At 67.1% G+C, this 16,217-nt stretch carries 16 protein-coding genes and 1 other RNA gene; 8 read left to right on the top strand and 9 right to left on the bottom strand.

Going from position 1 to position 16,217, the window contains the following annotated elements; genetic code table 11:
- Positions 1-202: 202 nt before the first annotated feature.
- The 3 genes from lipB to E3T24_RS13590 are packed head-to-tail and all read left to right on the top strand — an operon-like array spanning position 203 to position 2,582.
- Positions 203-838, top strand: coding sequence for a lipoyl(octanoyl) transferase LipB (gene lipB / locus E3T24_RS13600; protein ID WP_134364889.1), 636 nt, complete (start codon positions 203-205; stop codon positions 836-838).
- Positions 835-1,824, top strand: coding sequence for a lipoyl synthase (lipA, locus tag E3T24_RS13595; RefSeq protein ID WP_134364890.1), 990 nt, complete (start codon positions 835-837; stop codon positions 1,822-1,824). The genes lipB and lipA overlap by 4 nt, the downstream gene beginning before the upstream one ends.
- A 47-nt stretch (positions 1,825-1,871) precedes the next feature.
- Positions 1,872-2,582 (top strand): DUF4191 domain-containing protein, encoded by a 711-nt coding sequence (locus E3T24_RS13590; protein WP_134364891.1) that lies wholly within the window; start codon positions 1,872-1,874, stop codon positions 2,580-2,582.
- Here the strand turns inward: E3T24_RS13590 and E3T24_RS13585 are convergent.
- The gene (locus tag E3T24_RS13585; protein ID WP_241975902.1) at positions 2,579-3,022 is read right to left on the bottom strand and encodes an RDD family protein; all 444 of its coding nucleotides are present in this window, start codon (positions 3,020-3,022) and stop codon (positions 2,579-2,581) included. The genes E3T24_RS13590 and E3T24_RS13585 overlap by 4 nt on opposite strands.
- Before the next feature lie 161 nt (positions 3,023-3,183).
- Here E3T24_RS13585 and glnA point away from each other — a divergent pair, with 161 nt between their 5' ends.
- Positions 3,184-4,608 carry a type I glutamate--ammonia ligase gene (gene glnA / locus E3T24_RS13580; RefSeq protein ID WP_134364892.1) on the top strand — a complete coding sequence of 475 codons (1,425 nt, stop codon included), beginning with the start codon at positions 3,184-3,186 and terminating at the stop codon, positions 4,606-4,608.
- 76 nt (positions 4,609-4,684) lie between these two features.
- Here the strand turns inward: glnA and E3T24_RS13575 are convergent, their stop codons facing one another.
- Together E3T24_RS13575 and E3T24_RS13570 are read right to left on the bottom strand one after the other, a co-directional pair.
- Positions 4,685-7,720: a bifunctional [glutamine synthetase] adenylyltransferase/[glutamine synthetase]-adenylyl-L-tyrosine phosphorylase gene (locus tag E3T24_RS13575; protein WP_134364893.1), complete on the bottom strand. Its 3,036-nt coding sequence runs from the start codon at positions 7,718-7,720 to the stop codon at positions 4,685-4,687.
- Between the two features lie 20 nt (positions 7,721-7,740).
- Positions 7,741-9,078: a glutamine synthetase family protein gene (locus E3T24_RS13570; RefSeq protein WP_134364894.1), complete on the bottom strand. Its 1,338-nt coding sequence runs from the start codon at positions 9,076-9,078 to the stop codon at positions 7,741-7,743.
- A 100-nt stretch (positions 9,079-9,178) separates the two neighbouring features.
- Between E3T24_RS13570 and panB the strand changes: the two genes are divergently transcribed.
- Positions 9,179-10,051 (top strand): 3-methyl-2-oxobutanoate hydroxymethyltransferase, encoded by an 873-nt coding sequence (gene panB, locus E3T24_RS13565; protein ID WP_134364895.1) that lies wholly within the window; start codon positions 9,179-9,181, stop codon positions 10,049-10,051.
- Positions 10,052-10,066: 15 nt separating this feature from the next.
- On the opposite strand, the gene E3T24_RS13560 is transcribed toward panB, so the two are convergent.
- Entirely contained in the window at positions 10,067-10,255 is a 189-nt protein-coding gene (locus tag E3T24_RS13560; protein WP_134364896.1) for an SPOR domain-containing protein, read from the bottom strand.
- An 11-nt stretch (positions 10,256-10,266) separates the two neighbouring features.
- Here E3T24_RS13560 and map point away from each other — a divergent pair, with 11 nt between their 5' ends.
- From map to E3T24_RS13545, 3 genes are read left to right on the top strand one after another with little or no spacing between them, the layout of a single operon-like run.
- Positions 10,267-11,133 carry a type I methionyl aminopeptidase gene (gene map, locus E3T24_RS13555; RefSeq protein ID WP_134364897.1) on the top strand — a complete coding sequence of 289 codons (867 nt, stop codon included), beginning with the start codon at positions 10,267-10,269 and terminating at the stop codon, positions 11,131-11,133.
- A 16-nt stretch (positions 11,134-11,149) separates the two neighbouring features.
- Positions 11,150-11,914 (top strand): polyphosphate--glucose phosphotransferase, encoded by a 765-nt coding sequence (ppgK, locus tag E3T24_RS13550; RefSeq protein WP_134402741.1) that lies wholly within the window; start codon positions 11,150-11,152, stop codon positions 11,912-11,914.
- Between the two features lie 9 nt (positions 11,915-11,923).
- Positions 11,924-12,538, top strand: coding sequence for a YdeI/OmpD-associated family protein (locus E3T24_RS13545; protein ID WP_134434702.1), 615 nt, complete (start codon positions 11,924-11,926; stop codon positions 12,536-12,538).
- A gap of 5 nt (positions 12,539-12,543) precedes the next feature.
- Here the strand turns inward: E3T24_RS13545 and rnpB are convergent.
- The 5 genes from rnpB to E3T24_RS13520 form a co-directional block, all read right to left on the bottom strand.
- An RNA gene (gene rnpB, locus E3T24_RS13540) (RNase P RNA component class A) lies at positions 12,544-12,922 on the bottom strand.
- Between the two features lie 44 nt (positions 12,923-12,966).
- On the bottom strand, positions 12,967-13,704 hold the full coding sequence (locus E3T24_RS13535; RefSeq protein WP_134364900.1) for a C4-type zinc ribbon domain-containing protein: 738 nt from the start codon (positions 13,702-13,704) through the stop codon (positions 12,967-12,969).
- A 67-nt stretch (positions 13,705-13,771) separates the two neighbouring features.
- A complete protein-coding gene (locus E3T24_RS13530; protein WP_134364901.1) occupies positions 13,772-14,593 on the bottom strand; it encodes a Nif3-like dinuclear metal center hexameric protein in 822 nt (273 codons plus the stop codon).
- A 9-nt stretch (positions 14,594-14,602) separates the two neighbouring features.
- On the bottom strand, positions 14,603-15,493 hold the full coding sequence (locus E3T24_RS13525) for a cytosine permease (protein WP_134364902.1): 891 nt from the start codon (positions 15,491-15,493) through the stop codon (positions 14,603-14,605).
- A gap of 196 nt (positions 15,494-15,689) precedes the next feature.
- Positions 15,690-15,980 carry a cytosine permease gene (locus E3T24_RS13520; RefSeq protein ID WP_134403103.1) on the bottom strand — a complete coding sequence of 97 codons (291 nt, stop codon included), beginning with the start codon at positions 15,978-15,980 and terminating at the stop codon, positions 15,690-15,692.
- Positions 15,981-16,217 lie beyond the last annotated feature (237 nt).

Here is a 16,217-nt window from a genome sequence, read left to right as displayed (position 1 = left end):
TAACCGGCGATCAGGGTGAGGCGGTCGCTCGAGTCTGGGCGGCTGCCGGCGGCGGTCAGGGGGTTCGCCCGAATCGGTTCCTCATGGCTCGTCATGGCCGAATGCTGCACCCGAACGGGCACCGGCGGCGCACCGGGCGGACCCCGGAGCGCAACCAGGTCCCGGCCGGTGTGGGGAGGACAAGCTGGCCTAGACTGGTCGCATGCTCGACTTTGTCGTCGCGGGGCTAAGCGCCAACTCCGTGCCGTATGTTGAGGGCCTAGAGCTCCAACGCGCAGTCCATCGTTCCGTCGTCTCCGGGGTGAGGCCGGACACCGTCATCTTCCTCGAACATCCCTCCGTGTACACCGCCGGCAAACGCACCGCTCCGGAGGAACGGCCCACGAACGGAACCCCCGTCATCGATGCTGACCGCGGCGGGAAGATCACCTGGCACGGCCCCGGGCAACTCGTGGGCTATCCGATCATGCGTCTTGCGGAGCCGGTCGACGTCGTCGGCTACGTGCGCCGACTCGAGGGAATTCTGATCGACGTCCTCTCCGACTTCGGCGTCGACGGCCGCCGGGTGGCGGGACGGTCCGGCGTCTGGGTCGGCCCCGATGGGCAGGAAGACAAGATCGCAGCCATCGGAATCCGAGTCGCGGAAGGAGTGACCATGCACGGCTTCGCCCTCAACTGCAGCAACTCGCTCGAGCCGTACAGCCGCATCATCGCCTGCGGCATCAAAGATGCCGGCATCACCACCATGTCACGAGTCCTCGGCCGCGAGGTGTCGACCTCGCAACTGGTCGCCCCCCTCACTGCCCGGTTCCAGGCGGAGCTGGCGGCGGCATCATGACCGCGGCACCTGAGGGGCGGAAGATGCTCCGCCTCGAGATCCGTAACATGGAAACGCCGATCGAGCGCAAGCCCGCCTGGATCAAGACGGTCGCCAAGATGGGACCCGAGTACCGCAAACTCCAGGACCTGGTCAAAGGCGAGAACCTGCACACCGTCTGCCAGGAGGCGGGCTGCCCGAACATCTTCGAGTGCTGGGAAGACCGTGAGGCCACGTTCCTGATCGGCGGATCGCAGTGCACGCGGCGCTGCGACTTCTGCCAGATCGACACCGGAAAACCCGCGGACTACGACACCGACGAGCCTCGCCGGGTGGCGGAATCCGTCGTCAAGATGAACCTCCGGTACGCGACCGTCACCGGCGTCGCCCGGGACGACCTTGCCGACGAGGGCTCCTGGCTCTACGCCGAGACCATCCGGAAGATCCATGCCCAAAGCCCGGGCACGGGGGTGGAAATCCTCGTCCCGGATTTCTCGGGGAACCCCGAATTCCTCGGTGAGGTCTTCTCCGCCCGGCCCGAAGTCTTCGGGCACAACGTGGAAACGGTCCCCCGGATCTTCAAGCGCATCCGCCCGGCCTTCCGCTACGACCGGTCGCTCGACGTTCTCAGCCAGGGCCGGAACGCCGGTCTGATCACCAAATCCAACCTCATCCTCGGCATGGGCGAGGAACGTCAGGAGATCAGCCAGGCACTACAGGACCTGCACGATGCAGGCACAGACATCGTCACGATCACGCAGTACCTGCGGCCGACTTCCCGCCACCTCCCCGTGGCGCGCTGGGTGAAGCCGGAGGAATTCGTTGAGCTGAAACAGGAGGCGGAGGCCATCGGCTTTCTCGGAGTTCTGTCCGGCCCCCTGGTCCGATCCTCCTACCGCGCCGGACGGCTCTGGGCCCAGTCGATGGTGGCGACCGGGCGCGAAGTCCCCCCGCAGCTTCGTCAGCTGGCGGATGCGTCCCTGGGCTTCGCGCAGGCCGTCTCATGACCTGGAAACGGTCACGATCCGGGCGAGTGACTCGGTAGTCTTGACCCATGGCACGCAGCAAGGACAAGACTCCCAAACCCCCCAAACAGCCTGGCCGCTTGAAGCAAATGTGGCAGGTGTTCCAGATGACGCGACGGTACGACTCGAAAATCGTGCTCCTCATGATCGCCTCGTTCGTGATCCCGGTCGCGATCAGCCTCGTCCTGGGATTCCTCCTGTCGCCCGGCAACGTGCTGACGATCATCCTCTGGGTGATCGCGGGGATCCTGGCCGGAGTCCTGGCAATGCTCATCATCCTGGGACGCCGGGCCGAGAAGGCGGCGTACTCGCAGATCGAGGGTCAGCCCGGCGCGGTCGGCGCTGTCCTGCGCTCCTCGCTGAAGCGCGGCTGGGTGGGCAGCGAGATGCCCGTCGCCGTCAACGGGAAGACCCAGGATGCCGTCTACCGGGCCGTCGGGCGTGGTGGAGTCGTCCTGATCAGCGAAGGACCGCGCACCCGCACGGCCCGGATGCTCGAAGAAGAACGCCGCATGGTCACGCGACTGGGCGGCAGCATCGCCGTCACCGTGATCTCGGTTGGACCTGACGCCGACGCCGTGCCGCTGCACAAGCTCGCCCGTCGCCTGACCAAAATCAAGCCGACCCTGACCAAGGCCGAAGTCCTCGCCGTGAACAACCGCCTCACTTCGATGACGAAGAAGCTGCCGATCCCCAAGGGTGTCGACCCGATGAAGGCGCGTCCGCAGCGCGGAAACTAGCTGCGAATCAGTACGGTGCCTGCCACCTTGTCGTGAAACCCGCGTTGGTCGGAGTCCCAGACCAGCGCAGGAAAGGCGAGGCCGAGCAGCACGGCACGAACGACCGGGCGCCAGAGCCCGACCCAGCCTCCGCGCAGCGAAACCACCCGGAGCCCCACGAGACGGTGTCCGATGCTTCCGCCGAGGGTCGGGATGAATACGATCTGCAAGGCCACGAAGACTCCGGTGACGACGAATCCGTTGTAGTCCAGGAACGTGTAGTCGAAGAGCGCGAACGCGGCGGCCATGGCCAGGACCTGGTCGATCGCGAGGGCTGCGATCCTTCGTCCCACCCGGCCGACCGACTGGCTGCCCTGGTCGGGCAAGCCCAGGCGCTCCCCCGGCCATTTGCTGGGAGGAAGCTGTCCGAAAGGGATCGATTTCGAGGAGGCTGCAGACACGCGATGAGTCTACCGACCAGCCTCGGCTGTAACATGTGTGAAACATAAGCGTCACTGCCGGGTAATCCCATCCCACTAGCCTCAATTGAGCCGCAGTGCGCGACTTTTTCAGAGATCAACTGTTCAGAGATCAACGCCCACGTCGTTTGGAGTAAAACCGCATGTTCCGCGATTCGTCAGAAGTGCTCAAATTCATCAAGGATACCGACGTCAAGTTCCTTGACATTCGTTTCACCGATTTGCCGGGTGTGCAGCAGCACTTCAACATCCCCGCGTCGACCGTCGATGAGGAGTTCTTCACGGTCGGCCAGATGTTCGATGGTTCCTCGATCCGCGGTTTCGCGTCGATCCACGAATCCGACATGCAGCTGATCCCCGACGTCACCACCGCCTACATCGACGCGTTCCGCACCGAGCGCACGCTCATCATGCTGTTCGACATCTACAACCCGCGCAACGGTGAGATCTACTCCAAGGACCCCCGCCAGGTCGCCAAGAAAGCCGAGAAGTACCTCGCCTCGACCGGCATCGCCGACACCGCCTTCTTCGCTCCCGAAGCCGAGTTCTACATCTTCGACGACGTGCGTTACGAAGTGAACCAGCACTCCAGCTTCTACTCCGTCGACTCCAGTGAAGGCGCCTGGAACTCGGGCAAGAAAGAAGTGGGCGGAAACCTCGCCAACAAGACGCCGTTCAAGGGCGGCTATTTCCCGGTCAGCCCCGTCGACCAGCACGCCGACCTCCGCGACGACATCTGCCTCAAGCTGATCGACGCCGGCCTCATCCTCGAGCGCAGCCACCACGAGGTGGGCACCGGCGGCCAGGGCGAGATCAACTACCGCTTCGACACCATGGTGCACGCGGCCGACGATTTGCTCAAGTTCAAGTACATCGTCAAGAACACCTCGGCCGAGTGGGGCAAGACCGCCACCTTCATGCCGAAGCCGCTGTTCGGCGACAACGGATCCGGCATGCACACCCACCAGTCCCTCTGGGCCGACGGCAAGCCGCTCTTCTACGACGAGGCCGGCTACGGCGGGCTGTCCGACGTGGCCCGCTGGTACATCGGCGGCCTGCTCAAGCACGCCCCGGCAGTGCTCGCCTTCACGAACCCGAGCGTGAATTCCTACCACCGCCTGGTCCCGGGCTTCGAAGCTCCGGTCAACCTGGTCTACTCGGCCGGAAACCGCTCCGCGTCGATCCGGATCCCGATCACCGGCACCAACCCGAAGGCCAAGCGCATCGAATTCCGCGCTCCGGATGCCTCGGGCAACCCGTACCTCGCCTTCGCCGCCCAGCTGATGGCCGGCCTGGACGGGATCAAGAACCGGATCGAACCGCACGAGCCGGTCGACAAGGACCTCTACGAGCTGCCGCCCGAAGAAGCGAAGAACATCCCGCAGGTTCCCGCTTCCCTCGAAGAGGCCCTCGTGGCCCTCGAGAACGACCACGACTTCCTGCTCGCCGGAAACGTGTTCACTCCCGAACTGATTGAAACCTGGATCGGCTACAAGCGGGAGATGGAAATCAAGCCGCTCGCCCAGCGCCCGCACCCGTTCGAGTTCGAGCTCTACTACGGCGTCTAAAACGCAGAACCGCCCGCAACCTGAAAGGACCGCACCCCCTCGGGGATGCGGTCCTTTCAGGTTCCGGGCCCGGCGCTCAGCCGCCGAAGGGGCCGGCCCGCTCCGCGGGCCCGTAGAACCTGCGCTCGAATACGGCGCGGGCCCGCCGCGTCAGGGACAGATACTCCTCTTCGAGCTGGTTGGCGGAGCCCGGCGGGTACTGCATCACCCGGGCGACCCCCTCGAGCTGAGCCCGGTCAGTCGGCAGCACATCGGACGTCTTGTTGGTCCACAGGGTGATGGCGGACCTGCATCGGGACGCGAACTTCCACGCCACCGTCAATGTCTCGGCATCCGCGTCGCTGACCAGGTCGGCGTCGGCCGCGGCGCGAAGGGCACCCAGCGTCGATGTCGTGCGCAACGCCGGGATGGCCGCCGCATGCTGCAGCTGCAGCAGCTGCACGAACCACTCCACGTCGCTCAGTGAGCCGCGTCCGAGTTTCAGGTGCCGGTTGGGGTCCGCCCCCTGGGGCAGCCTCTCGCTCTCCACCCGCGCCTTGATTCGCTTGACTTCCCGGACAGCCTGTTCGCTGATCGCGGCGGGATACCGGACCGAGTCGGCCACCGTCTCGAAGTCGGCGAGCAGCCGCGAATCGCCCGCCACTCCCCTGCCCCGGAGCAGAGCCTGCGCCTCCCAGGTGAGCGACCAACGGCGGTAGTACGCCTCGTAGGATTCGAGGGAGCGGGCCACGGAGCCGTTCTTGCCCTCCGGGCGCAGCCCGAGGTCGAGATCGAGGGGCAGCCGGTTGTCGTCGGTCAGCCGGGCCAATTCGCGCACGATGAACTTCGCCCGGTCGTGCGCGGCCTCGCCGGTCAGGGTCCCGGGCCGGAAGACGTACATCACGTCGGCGTCCGATCCGAAGCCCAGTTCGGCCCCGCCGAATCGTCCCATCCCGATCACGGCGAATTCGATCCCGTCAGCGGCCGACCCCTCCGGCGCGCCCCCCAGGGGCGTGCCCCGGATGGCGGCGAGAACCCCCTGGATGATGGTGGCGGTCACGTCGGTGAGTCCGGTCGCGAGGGCCTCGATACTGATCTGGCCCAGGACGGCCGAGGAAGCCAGTCGCAACATCTCCCGGCGCCGGGCCGTGCGCAGGATGGACGCGGCGGCATCGGGGCTCTCATGCCGGGCCAGCACGGCGCGCGCCTCCTCGTGGAGGGTCGCCACACTACGGGGGCGCAGGTCGTCTTCGTCCTCCAGCCAGGCCACCGACTCGGGGATCGTCTCGAGCAGCTCCCCGACGAACCGTGACGAGGACAACACCCGGGTCAGGCGTTCGGCCGCCCCGGACGAGTCGCGCAGCATACGCAGGAACCAGTAGGTCGTGCCGAGGCTGTCGCTCAAGCGGCGGAAGGCCAGCAGACCGTAATCCGGGTCGGCGCCCTCCGAGAACCACTGCAGCAGAACGGGCAGCAGATGCCGCTGGATCGCCGCCCGGCGGGACACACCGCCGGTGAGAGCGGCGATGTGGGCCAGGGCGCCCGCGGTGTTGCGGAAGCCGATGGCCGCCAGCCGGGCTTCAGCCTGCGCACTGGTCAGGTTGAGACCGTCGGCCGGGAGCGCGGCCACGGCGGAGAGCAATGGGCGGTAGAACAGTCGTTCGTGCAGTCCCCGGACTCGATGCTTGACCTGGGCCCACCGGTCGGTGAGCTGTGCGGCGTTCGGTGCGAGACCCGTGGCCCGGGCCAGCACGCGCAGACTCGCCTCATCGCGGGGCACGAGATGGGTGCGGCGCAACTTCTCCAGCTGCAGCCGATGTTCCATCAGGCGCAGGATCCGGTAGTCCTGCGCGAACTCGGCCGCCTCAGCCCGTCCCACGTAGCCGCTGTCCACCAGCGCCGTCAGAGCGGGGAGGGTTCCGGCCTGACGCACGTCCGGGTCGGTCTGCCCGTGCACCAGCTGCAGCAACTGCACGGTGAACTCAATATCGCGCAGTCCTCCGGGGCCGAGCTTGAGTTGCACGGCAACTTCGTCGTCCGGGATGTTCTTTGTCACCCGTTCACGCATCCGCTGCACGGAATCGACGAAGTTCTCCCGGCTGGCGCTGGTCCACACCTTCGGGGCCACCGCCTCGACGTAACGGCCGCCGAGGCCGAGATCGCCCGCCAGCGGGCGAGCCTTGAGCAGCGCCTGGAATTCCCAGCTCTTGGCCCACCGGTCGTAGTACGCCAGGTGAGACTCGAGGGAGCGGACGAGTGCTCCGGATTTTCCTTCCGGACGGAGGTTCGGGTCTACCTCCCAGAGTTCGGGCTCGAGCGACGGCTGGTTCAGGCCCCGCATCACGAGGATGGCGAGCCGGGTGGCGATGTCGACGGCCCGCGGCGACTCCAGCCCCGCCTCGGGGTCACCCTCAGCGACGAAGATCACGTCCACATCGCTCACGTAGTTCAGTTCGCCGGCTCCGGCCTTGCCCATGCCGATGATGGCCAGCCGGGTGGCCCGAACCTCGTCCGCCGGGAACACGCCGCGGGCGGGGGCGAGACCGCTGGACATGCTGCGCGCGACGGCCAGGGACGCTTCCAGGGCGGCAGCCGCGAGGTCGGCGAGGGTGCGTGCGATCCCGTCGAGCCCCGCGACGGGATCGGCCTGCTCCAGGTCGAAGGCGGCCAACTCGGCCAGCCGGCGGCGGTAGCGAACCCGCAGCGCCACCCACCCGTCGTCGTCGACGAGGGTGGCGAAGCCATCATGGCTGCCGACGGAGTCCAGCAGGTCGGCGGTCAGTTCGGACGCACCCGGCAACCTCGCCAGGGGCCTGGCGAGGACCGCGAGCTCCTCCGGGCGTCGCAGGAAGAACTCAGCCAGGCCGCTCGAGGCCCCGAGGACGCGCACCAGCCTCAACGCCGAGTCGGCGTGGCCGAGGATGGCATGCGACTCGTCCGGCGACTGGCGCAGGAGCTCGACCAGGGAACCGAGGGCGGCGTCCGGGTTCGCTGTCCTGGTCAGAAGGGGCAGCAGCACTGTCGGCTCCGGACCGCCCAGTTCGCCTACCTCCATGAGCCGCAGGCGCACCTCGCTCAGCTCGACGAAACCCACCCGAGCAAGCTCGGTGAGAGTGAGTATTTCCCGCGCCATGAGTTCCGTTCCCGGGGCGGCTAGAGCATCTCGAGGTTCTTGTCGAGCTCGAACGGGGTCACCTGGGAGCGGTATTCCTTCCACTCCTGGCGCTTGTTGAGCAACACGTAGTTGAAGACGTGCTCTCCGAGCGTTTCGGCGACGAGCTCGGACTCCTCCATGAACTGGATCGCGTGGTCAAGGCTGGCGGGCAATTGACGATAACCCAGCGCGCGACGCTCGGTGTCGCTGAGCCCCCAGACGTTGTCCTCGGCCTCGGGAGGCAACTCGTAGCCCTCCTCGATACCCTTGAGGCCGGCGGCCAGCATCAGCGAATACGCCAGGTACGGGTTCGCGGCCGAGTCGATGGCGCGGTACTCGACGCGGGCGCTCTGGCCCTTGTTGGGCTTGTACAACGGAACCCTGATCAGGGCGGAACGGTTGTTGTGCCCCCAGCAGACGAAACTGGGAGCTTCGTCGCCGCCCCACAGCCGTTTGTAGGAATTGACGAACTGGTTCGTCACCGCGGTGATCTCCGGGGCGTGCTTGAGCAGTCCGGCAATGAACTGACGGCCGGTCTTGGAGAGCTGGTACTGCGCACCGGCCTCGTAGAACGCGTTGGTGTCGCCCTCGAACAGGGACAGGTGCGTGTGCATACCCGATCCGGGGTGCTCCGACATGGGCTTGGGCATGAACGTGGCGTACACGCCCTGCTCGATGGCGACTTCCTTGATCACGGTGCGGAAGGTCATGATGTTGTCGGCCGTCGTGAGGGCATCCGCGTAGCGCAGGTCGATCTCGTTCTGACCGGGACCCGCCTCGTGGTGGCTGAACTCCACCGAGATGCCGAGGTCTTCGAGCATCCGCACCGACCGGCGACGGAAGTCGTGGGCTGTGCCGCCGGGGACGTTGTCGAAGTAGCCGGCCGAATCCACCGGGACCGGTCCGTTCTTGCCGTACTTCGACGACTTGAGCAGGTAGAACTCGATCTCGGGATGCGTGTAGAAGGTGAATCCGCGATCGGCGGCCTTCGCCAGGGTCCGCTTGAGCACGTTTCGCGGGTCGGCGACCGCCGGCTGACCGTCGGGAGTCATGATGTCGCAGAACATGCGGGCGGTGGGATCGATCTCACCACGCCAGGGCAGGATCTGGAAGGTGGTGGGGTCGGGATGAGCGAGCACGTCCGCCTCGAACGAGCGGGTGAGGCCTTCGATGGCGGAGCCGTCAAAACCGAGGCCCTCAGCGAAGGCACCCTCCACCTCGGCAGGCGCGATGGCCACCGATTTGAGTGTGCCGACAACGTCCGTGAACCAGAGTCGGATGAACTTGATGCCCCGCTCCTCGATGGTCCGGAGAACGAAGTCGCGCTGCTTGTCCATTCACGCCCTTTCTTGTTGTTACCTAGGCTACTGGCTGGCGCCGAAACTCGGGCGAAACTGGGCGCCAGTCGGCGGATTACACCCTGACTACACTGGACCCATGCCAGAGTCGACCGTTCCCGAAGTGCCCGCCGCCGCCCGCGAGCTGAACCCGTTCGCGCCCGTGCCGCCCGGGCCCAAGCGGGTGCGCACCCGCCATTTTCACAATGCCAAACAGCAGGGCATCCCGATCACCGGGCTGACCAGCTATGACATGCTCACCGCCCAGATCTTCGACCAGGCCGGGATCGACTTCCTGCTCGTCGGGGACTCGGCCGGCAACAACGTGTTCGGCTACGAGAGCACCCTGCCCGTCACCGTCGACGAGCTGATCCCCCTCACCCGGGCCGTCTCGCGGGCGGTCACCCGAGCCCTCGTCATCGCCGACATGCCATTCGGATCGTATGAGACCGGCCAATCCGAGGCTCTGCACACGGCCGTGCGCTTCATGAAAGAGGCGCAGGCCCATGCGGTCAAGCTCGAGGGCGGCGTGCGCAGTCGCAAGCAGATCAAACGCATCGTGACGTCGGGGATTCCCGTGATGGGTCACATCGGCTTCACCCCGCAGAGCGAGCACGGGCTGGGCGGCCACATCATTCAGGGGCGGGGCGCGGCCGCCGACCAGCTGATCGAGGACGCTCTCGCGGTGCAGGATGCCGGCGCCTTCGCCGTTGTGCTCGAAATGGTGCCGGCTACGGTGGCCGCACTGGTGACCGCCCGGCTCGAGATCCCCACCATCGGGGTCGGCGCGGGCCCGGACGTCGACGGACAATTGATGGTCTGGACTGATTTCGCGGGCCTTACCGAGGGCCGCGTGCCCCGGTTCGTGCGCCAGTACGCGAACATGCGCAGCGTGCTGACGGATGCTGTGCACCAGTTCAAGGAAGACGTCGACTCCGGCGCCTATCCCGGCCCCGAGCACAGCTACGAGTAGGGCCGGTCAGCGGTCCTAGCGGTCGTTTGCCGCTTCTTCCTCGGCCCATTTGGCGCTGTTCGCGCGCAGTTTCTCCAGCGCGTGAGCGGCCTCGTCACGTGTTGCGAACGGCCCGACGCGCTCCTTGGAGGTGGACTGCATACCCTCCTCGACCGCTCCCGTGCGCATGTTGTACCAGAACTGGTGTTCAGTGTCTTCGGACATAAGCTGATCCTATGCCTAAGGATTCTGCCGGTCACCTGTTGCCGGGAACGGTCTCCCCGTTCCGCCCCGTTCCGCGCCACATCCCACGACCGGAGTACGTCGGCCGTGAGATGCCGGCGCCGTTCACCGGATCGGACGTGTACTCTCCGGACAAGATCGAGCTGATCCGCGAATCGGGCCGGATCGCGGCGCAGGCGATCGAAGCCGTGGGACGGGCCGTCCGCCCGGGCGTCACGACGGACGAACTCGACCGGATCGGCCACGACTTCATCATCCAACACGACGCCTACCCGTCGACCCTGGGCTACCGCGGCTACCCCAAGTCGCTGTGCAGTTCGGTGAACGAGGTGATCTGCCATGGCATCCCCGACGACACCGTTCTCGAGAACGGGGACATCGTAAACATCGACATCACTGCCTTCAAGAACGGGGTGCACGGCGACACGAACGTCACGTTCATCGTCGGCGAGGCCGGCGACGAGGTGAGGCTGCTGGTCGAGCGTACCCGGGAGGCCCTCGCCCGGGGCATCAAGGCCGTCGCACCGGGCAGGCAGGTCAACGTCATCGGTCGCACGATCGAGTCCTATGCGAAGCGTTTCAACTATGGCGTGGTGCGCGACTTCACCGGCCACGGGGTCGGAGAGTCCTTCCACTCCGGGCTGATCATCCCGCACTACGACTCCGCCCCCGTTTACGACACCGTGATGGAGGTCGGCATGGTCTTCACGATCGAACCGATGCTCACCCTCGGCGGATCCGACTGGGACATGTGGGCCGACGACTGGACCGTGACGACGAAAGACAAGAGCATCACGGCCCAGTTCGAACACACCCTCGTCGTGACCGAGCACGGCGCCGAAATTCTCACCCTCCCGTAAACGGTAGGTTTTGACTATGAGTTCAACCACGGCCATCGGCATTGATATTGGCGGCACCGGAATCAAGGGAGCGGTGGTCGACCTGGTCACCGGTCAATTTCTGTCCGATCGGGTGAAACTCCCCACCCCCAAGGGGGGACGCCCGGTGGACATCGTCGAGTCCACGCGCGCCCTCCTCGCCACGGTCTCCTCCGTGGCGGGCGCCTCCGCACTGCCGGTCGGGATCTGCTTCCCCGCCATCGTGAAGAACGGGCACACCATGTCCGCCGCCAATGTCTCGGACAAGTGGATCGGCCTCGCCGCCGAGAAGCTGTTCCAGAAGAGCCTGGGGCAGCCGATCCACTTCGTCAACGACGCCGATGCCGCGGGGTACGCGGAATCCGAGTTCGGCGCGGCCAAGGGCGTGCGGGGAGTGGTCCTGATGACCACCCTCGGCACCGGGATCGGAACGGCCCTGATCAACGACGGCGTGCTCGTGCCGAACACCGAGCTCGGTCACCTCCAGATCGACGGCGTCGACCACGAGACGCGCGCGGCATTCTCTGCCAAGGAGCGCGAACACCTGAGCTGGGATAAGTGGGCCTCCCGCCTGCAGAAGTACTACTCGACCCTGGAGGCCCTGTTCTCCCCCGACCTGTTCATCGTCGGCGGCGGCGTGTCCAAGCACCATCAGGACTTCCTGCCGCTTCTGAAGCTGAAGACCCCGATCATCCCGGCCGTCCACCGCAACAATGCCGGAATCCTGGGGGCAGCTGCCCTCGCCGTCAAGAACCTGAACTGACCCGTCCACATGGCGCCGCCACTCACTGACCTCCCGGTCCTTGAGCCGGCCGACCGCCAGGAATGGCCGGCCTGGCTCCAGACCCACCATGCAGAGAGCCGCGGCGTGTGGCTGGCCATCGGGAAGAAGGGAAACTCCGTCACCGAGCTCTCCTACGAGGCTGCGGTGGAAGAGGCCCTGTGCTTCGGCTGGATTGACAGTGTGGTCAATCGCCTCGGTGGCGACCGGTACAAACAGCTAATGACGCCCCGCAAGCGGGGAAGCGCCTGGGCGCCCAGCAACAGGGAACGGTGGGGCCGCCTGGTGGCGCAGGGACGGGTCGCCCCGGCCGGCCGTGCAGCCGTTGAGGCCGCGCAGGCAGACGGGTCGTGGACCCTCCTATACGAGGTGGAGGCGCTCATCGTACCGCCCGACCTCGCACAGGCACTTGCCGCGAATGAGGAGGCCAGCAGCTCGCTCGCTGCTCTTGCTCCGTCGACGCGCAAGCAGATCTTGTACTGGGTTGCCAGCGCCAAACGGCCGGCGACGCGTGCCAGACGAGTCGAGGAGGCGGTCGCGGCCGCGGCGGAGAACCGCCCGGTCCGGACGGACCAATGGCCACCTGACCGTCGCGAACCGTCGTGAGTGAAGGAATGGGCCGGCTGTTACGCCGGGTTCTGTCCCGGTGCGCGAAGCACCTTGGACGGCCATCTATCTCGGGACTACGTTGCCGCAGCCCTCCAGCGGTCTACCCGGAAACTCGGCGAGCCGCCTTGGCGTTTCCTGTCTGACCTTGCTCCGGACGAGGTTTACCTAGCCGACCAGGTCACCCTGGCCTCTGGTGGTCTCTTACACCACCGTTTCACCCTTACCTCCGGCCGAGGCCGGCGGCGGTCTACTTTCTGTGGCACTGTCTCGCGGGTTGCCCCGGGTGGGTGTTACCCACCATCCTGCTCTGTGGAGCCCGGACGTTCCTCGGCACCCGCACCCCCGAAGGGAAGCGGATGACGCGACCGTCTTGCCGACCCATTCCACTGTCCAGAATACAGGCCGCGGGCGGAGCCTCACTCCACCTAGATACCCGATTCCTCCGTGCGCACCAGAATCGCGCCGCAGTCCGGGCAGAAGAGCACGTCGTCGGCCGGTGCGGACCGCACGGCATCCAGGTCGCTGCCGGTCAGCGTCATCGTGCACCCGCTGCAGGTGCGGGCCCGGAGCAGGGCCGCGGCGTTCCCGCGCCCGGCCACGAAGCGCTTCTGGTAGAGCGCGGCGAGGTATTCGGTGACGCCGCCGGCGATGGCTGCCCGGTCGCGACGCAGCTCGCCGAGCTGCCGGTTCAGGTCAGCAAGGCTGAGGTCCCGCGCCACTTCGGCGTCGCGCATCCGGCCCAGGATGGCATCGCGCTCGGCCTCGACTGCGGCAGCGGCGCCCTCACGCTCTTCGAGGCGTTCCATGACCGCGATCTCGATCTCCTCGAGCGCCAGAAGCCGCTTACGGAGCGCGGCGAGCTCGGTCTCCAGTGCCTGGACGTCTTTCACCGAAGACGTGTGCTGCACCCGGTCGGCGTCCCTGGCTATGCGCTTCTCGACCACGTCGACATCGGACTCGATCCGGTTCAGTTCGAGCCGGACGTCTTCGACCTCGCCCGAGCGGGTGCTCAGAGTCATCCGGATCGTGTCGGCCTGCGCGCCGAGTTCCCGGAGCCGTGCAAGCTCCGGCAGGGCCTTCGTCTGGTGCTCGACCTGCTGGAGCCTGATGTCGAGGGCCTGAAGCCGGAGAAGCTCCTTCTGTTCAACTGGAGATGCCTTCACGATGTCCTGACCTTTACGAGTATTGAGCTTGAGCGGGCGTGGGGGTGGAACCGCATCCATCGGCAGGTTACTGCACGATGACGAAGTCCCACGGATCTGTGCGCAGATCACTGCAGGTGACCGTGATTCCGGGGAGCGCCGCCCGGAGCTGCTCGGCGGCGGGTTCGAGCCAGAGCGACTCGCTGGCCCAGTGCGACACGTCGATCAACGCCGGCGTGCCGCCGGAGTGCACGGCCTGCTCGCGGGCCTCGGAGGCCGGGTGGTGCCGGAGGTCGGCGGTGATGTACACATCCGCCGCGACCACGGACGGATGCGCGAGGAGTGAGTCTCCCGCACCTCCGCACAGCGCCACGGTCTCCACGACGGCGTCGCGCTCCCCCGAGACCCGGACGCCGGACACGGTCGCCGGCAGCAGATCGGCCAGTCGCCGGGCCAGCCGGTCCAGCGACGTGCGTTCCGGCAACCGGCCCACCCGCCCGATGCCGGTGCCGGGAGCGACTCCCGCCGTGATCGGACGCGTGTCCAGGAGGCCGAGGCGGGAAGCCAGGATGTCCGATACGCCGTCCACGACCACGTCCGCATTCGTGTGCGCCGCCAGGAGGGCGCAATCGGCCCGGATCAGGCGGCCGAGCAGCGCACCCTTGTACCGGTCCTCCGCGACCGACGTCACCCCGCGCAGCAGCAGCGGGTGGTGCACGAGCAGCAGGTCAGCACCCCGTTCGACGGCCTCGTCGACGGTTGCGGAGACCGCGTCGACGGCGAGGTGGATCGAGGTGACCGAGTGTGTCGGGTCGCCGCTGACCAGACCGGGGGCATCCCAGTCTTCGGCCCCGGACAACGGCCACAATTCATGGACGATCAGGGTTACATCGGCGAGCGAGAATGGCACCCCGTCAGCTTACCGGTGACCGGACGGCGCGGCTTCCTGCCGCCGGATCGCCGGAATGCCCAGGACCGGCGGTGTGATCAGGCCCAGCACGAGTGCGACGAGCACGCCGAGCGCGGTCGCCGCCAGGCCGCCGTGAGGATCGATGCCGGCCCAGGCGAGGAGGAAGCCCTGCCAGGCCAGCCATCCCGGGCCGGACTCGATCAGTCCGTAGCCGACGACCGTGATCACGGCGAGAGCACCCACGTTGACCCAGCGCCAGTCCGCATAGCGACCGCCGCGATGAAGCAGGCTCCTGGTGTCGAGCGGGCTCCGCCGAATCACCACCTCCGCGCAGAACAGGCCGGTCCAGGCCGCGACGGGCACGGCCAGCGTCACCGGCAGGGCCAGGGAGGCGTCGGCCAGGCCCGTTCGGCTGACGAGGATCAGCACGACGAGTATCGCTGTTCCCAGCGCGGCGAGCAGCACGCCGACGGGCCGGGTGATCCTGCTGTCCGCGGCGGTGACGGCGAGACCGCCCGAGTACAGATTGAGGTTGATCGCCGACAGCAGGGTGAGCGTGCCGACGAGTAGCAGGGGGATCCCGGTCCAACCCGGGAGGATTCGGGCCAGACTGCCGACCGGATCGATCGCGAAAGCGGCGGCCTGTGCGGGGTGCGATGCGGCCAGCACCGCCCCGAAACAGATCAGGACCAGGGCCGGCAGGCCCAGCCCGAGGTTCGCCCACAGCATCGAGGTCCGACCGGGCGAGTCCTCTCTCTGGTACCGGGCCAGATCTGCGCTGCTGGTCGCCCAGGCCAGCCCGAAATAGGCGAAGACGAGGATCGTGCCGGTGAGCGCGCCGAGTCCGATCCCGGTCGAGTCGGCCAGGGCGGGTCCGGGATCGATCAGCCCGGCGGTCATGATCATCGCCAGGGCGAGCAGGACCGTGGACGAGGTAGCGCAACCCGTAACCGAAAACGGCGACAGCGGCCGCGGCCACGGTGACGGCGACTGCGCCGACCAGAGCCGGGACGGTGCCGTACCCGGGTGCGTCGCGCCCTGCCGCCGCCGCAACCGTGCCGATCGCCTGCCCGGCCGCGGCCGCGAGCAGCGCCCCCTACACGACTCTCATCAGGACGACCAGAGCGGTGGGCACCACGTTCCCGACCAGGCCGAACGTGGCCCGGGACAGGACCATCGCCGGTTGCCCGGTCCGCTTGCCGGCCAGGGTGCCGAGGCCTACCGGGATGAACGACAGGGCGATTCCGAGAAGAGCGGACACCGCCGCTTCGAGGACATTGAGTCCGAGCGCAATCAGCCGGGCCCCCAGCGCCACGCTGACCACGGATGCCGTCACGGCGAACCAGAGGCGGAACATCCGTGTGGGGTGCCCGACCCGGTTCGTCACCGGAACCGGCTCCGTGCCGCTGTGTTCGATGCGGCGCACCGGGGGGGGTGCCCGGAGGCCCGCATCAGGGATCACCGACTCCCTCTCCGCCACCCGCGGACTCGGGATCGGGCCGGGGACGCCGCTGACCACGTCGTCCGCGTCCTCCGGAAGCTCCCGGTCGACGTCGCGCCCGGCGATGTCCGGGGATCCGGTGCCGGGGGCAGATCGAACCGCCCCGGCGAGGTCGTCGCCGGG

It is taken from the genome of Cryobacterium sp. TmT2-59, from assembly GCF_004403545.1.
Classification (GTDB): Bacteria; Actinomycetota; Actinomycetes; order Actinomycetales; family Microbacteriaceae; genus Cryobacterium; species Cryobacterium shii.
This window is presented reverse-complemented; position numbering and strand designations above follow the sequence as displayed.

Coding starts and splice junctions, on each gene's coding strand:
- lipB (WP_134364889.1), top strand. CDS start 203: ATGCTCGACTTTGTCGTCGCGGGGCTAAGCGCCAACTCCGTGCCGTAT.
- lipA (WP_134364890.1), top strand. CDS start 835: ATGACCGCGGCACCTGAGGGGCGGAAGATGCTCCGCCTCGAGATCCGT.
- E3T24_RS13590 (WP_134364891.1), top strand. CDS start 1,872: ATGGCACGCAGCAAGGACAAGACTCCCAAACCCCCCAAACAGCCTGGC.
- glnA (WP_134364892.1), top strand. CDS start 3,184: ATGTTCCGCGATTCGTCAGAAGTGCTCAAATTCATCAAGGATACCGAC.
- E3T24_RS13575 (WP_134364893.1), bottom strand. CDS start 7,720: ATGGCGCGGGAAATACTCACTCTCACCGAGCTTGCTCGGGTGGGTTTC.
- E3T24_RS13570 (WP_134364894.1), bottom strand. CDS start 9,078: ATGGACAAGCAGCGCGACTTCGTTCTCCGGACCATCGAGGAGCGGGGC.
- panB (WP_134364895.1), top strand. CDS start 9,179: ATGCCAGAGTCGACCGTTCCCGAAGTGCCCGCCGCCGCCCGCGAGCTG.
- E3T24_RS13560 (WP_134364896.1), bottom strand. CDS start 10,255: ATGTCCGAAGACACTGAACACCAGTTCTGGTACAACATGCGCACGGGA.
- map (WP_134364897.1), top strand. CDS start 10,267: ATGCCTAAGGATTCTGCCGGTCACCTGTTGCCGGGAACGGTCTCCCCG.
- ppgK (WP_134402741.1), top strand. CDS start 11,150: ATGAGTTCAACCACGGCCATCGGCATTGATATTGGCGGCACCGGAATC.
- E3T24_RS13545 (WP_134434702.1), top strand. CDS start 11,924: ATGGCGCCGCCACTCACTGACCTCCCGGTCCTTGAGCCGGCCGACCGC.
- E3T24_RS13525 (WP_134364902.1), bottom strand. CDS start 15,493: ATGACCGCCGGGCTGATCGATCCCGGACCCGCCCTGGCCGACTCGACC.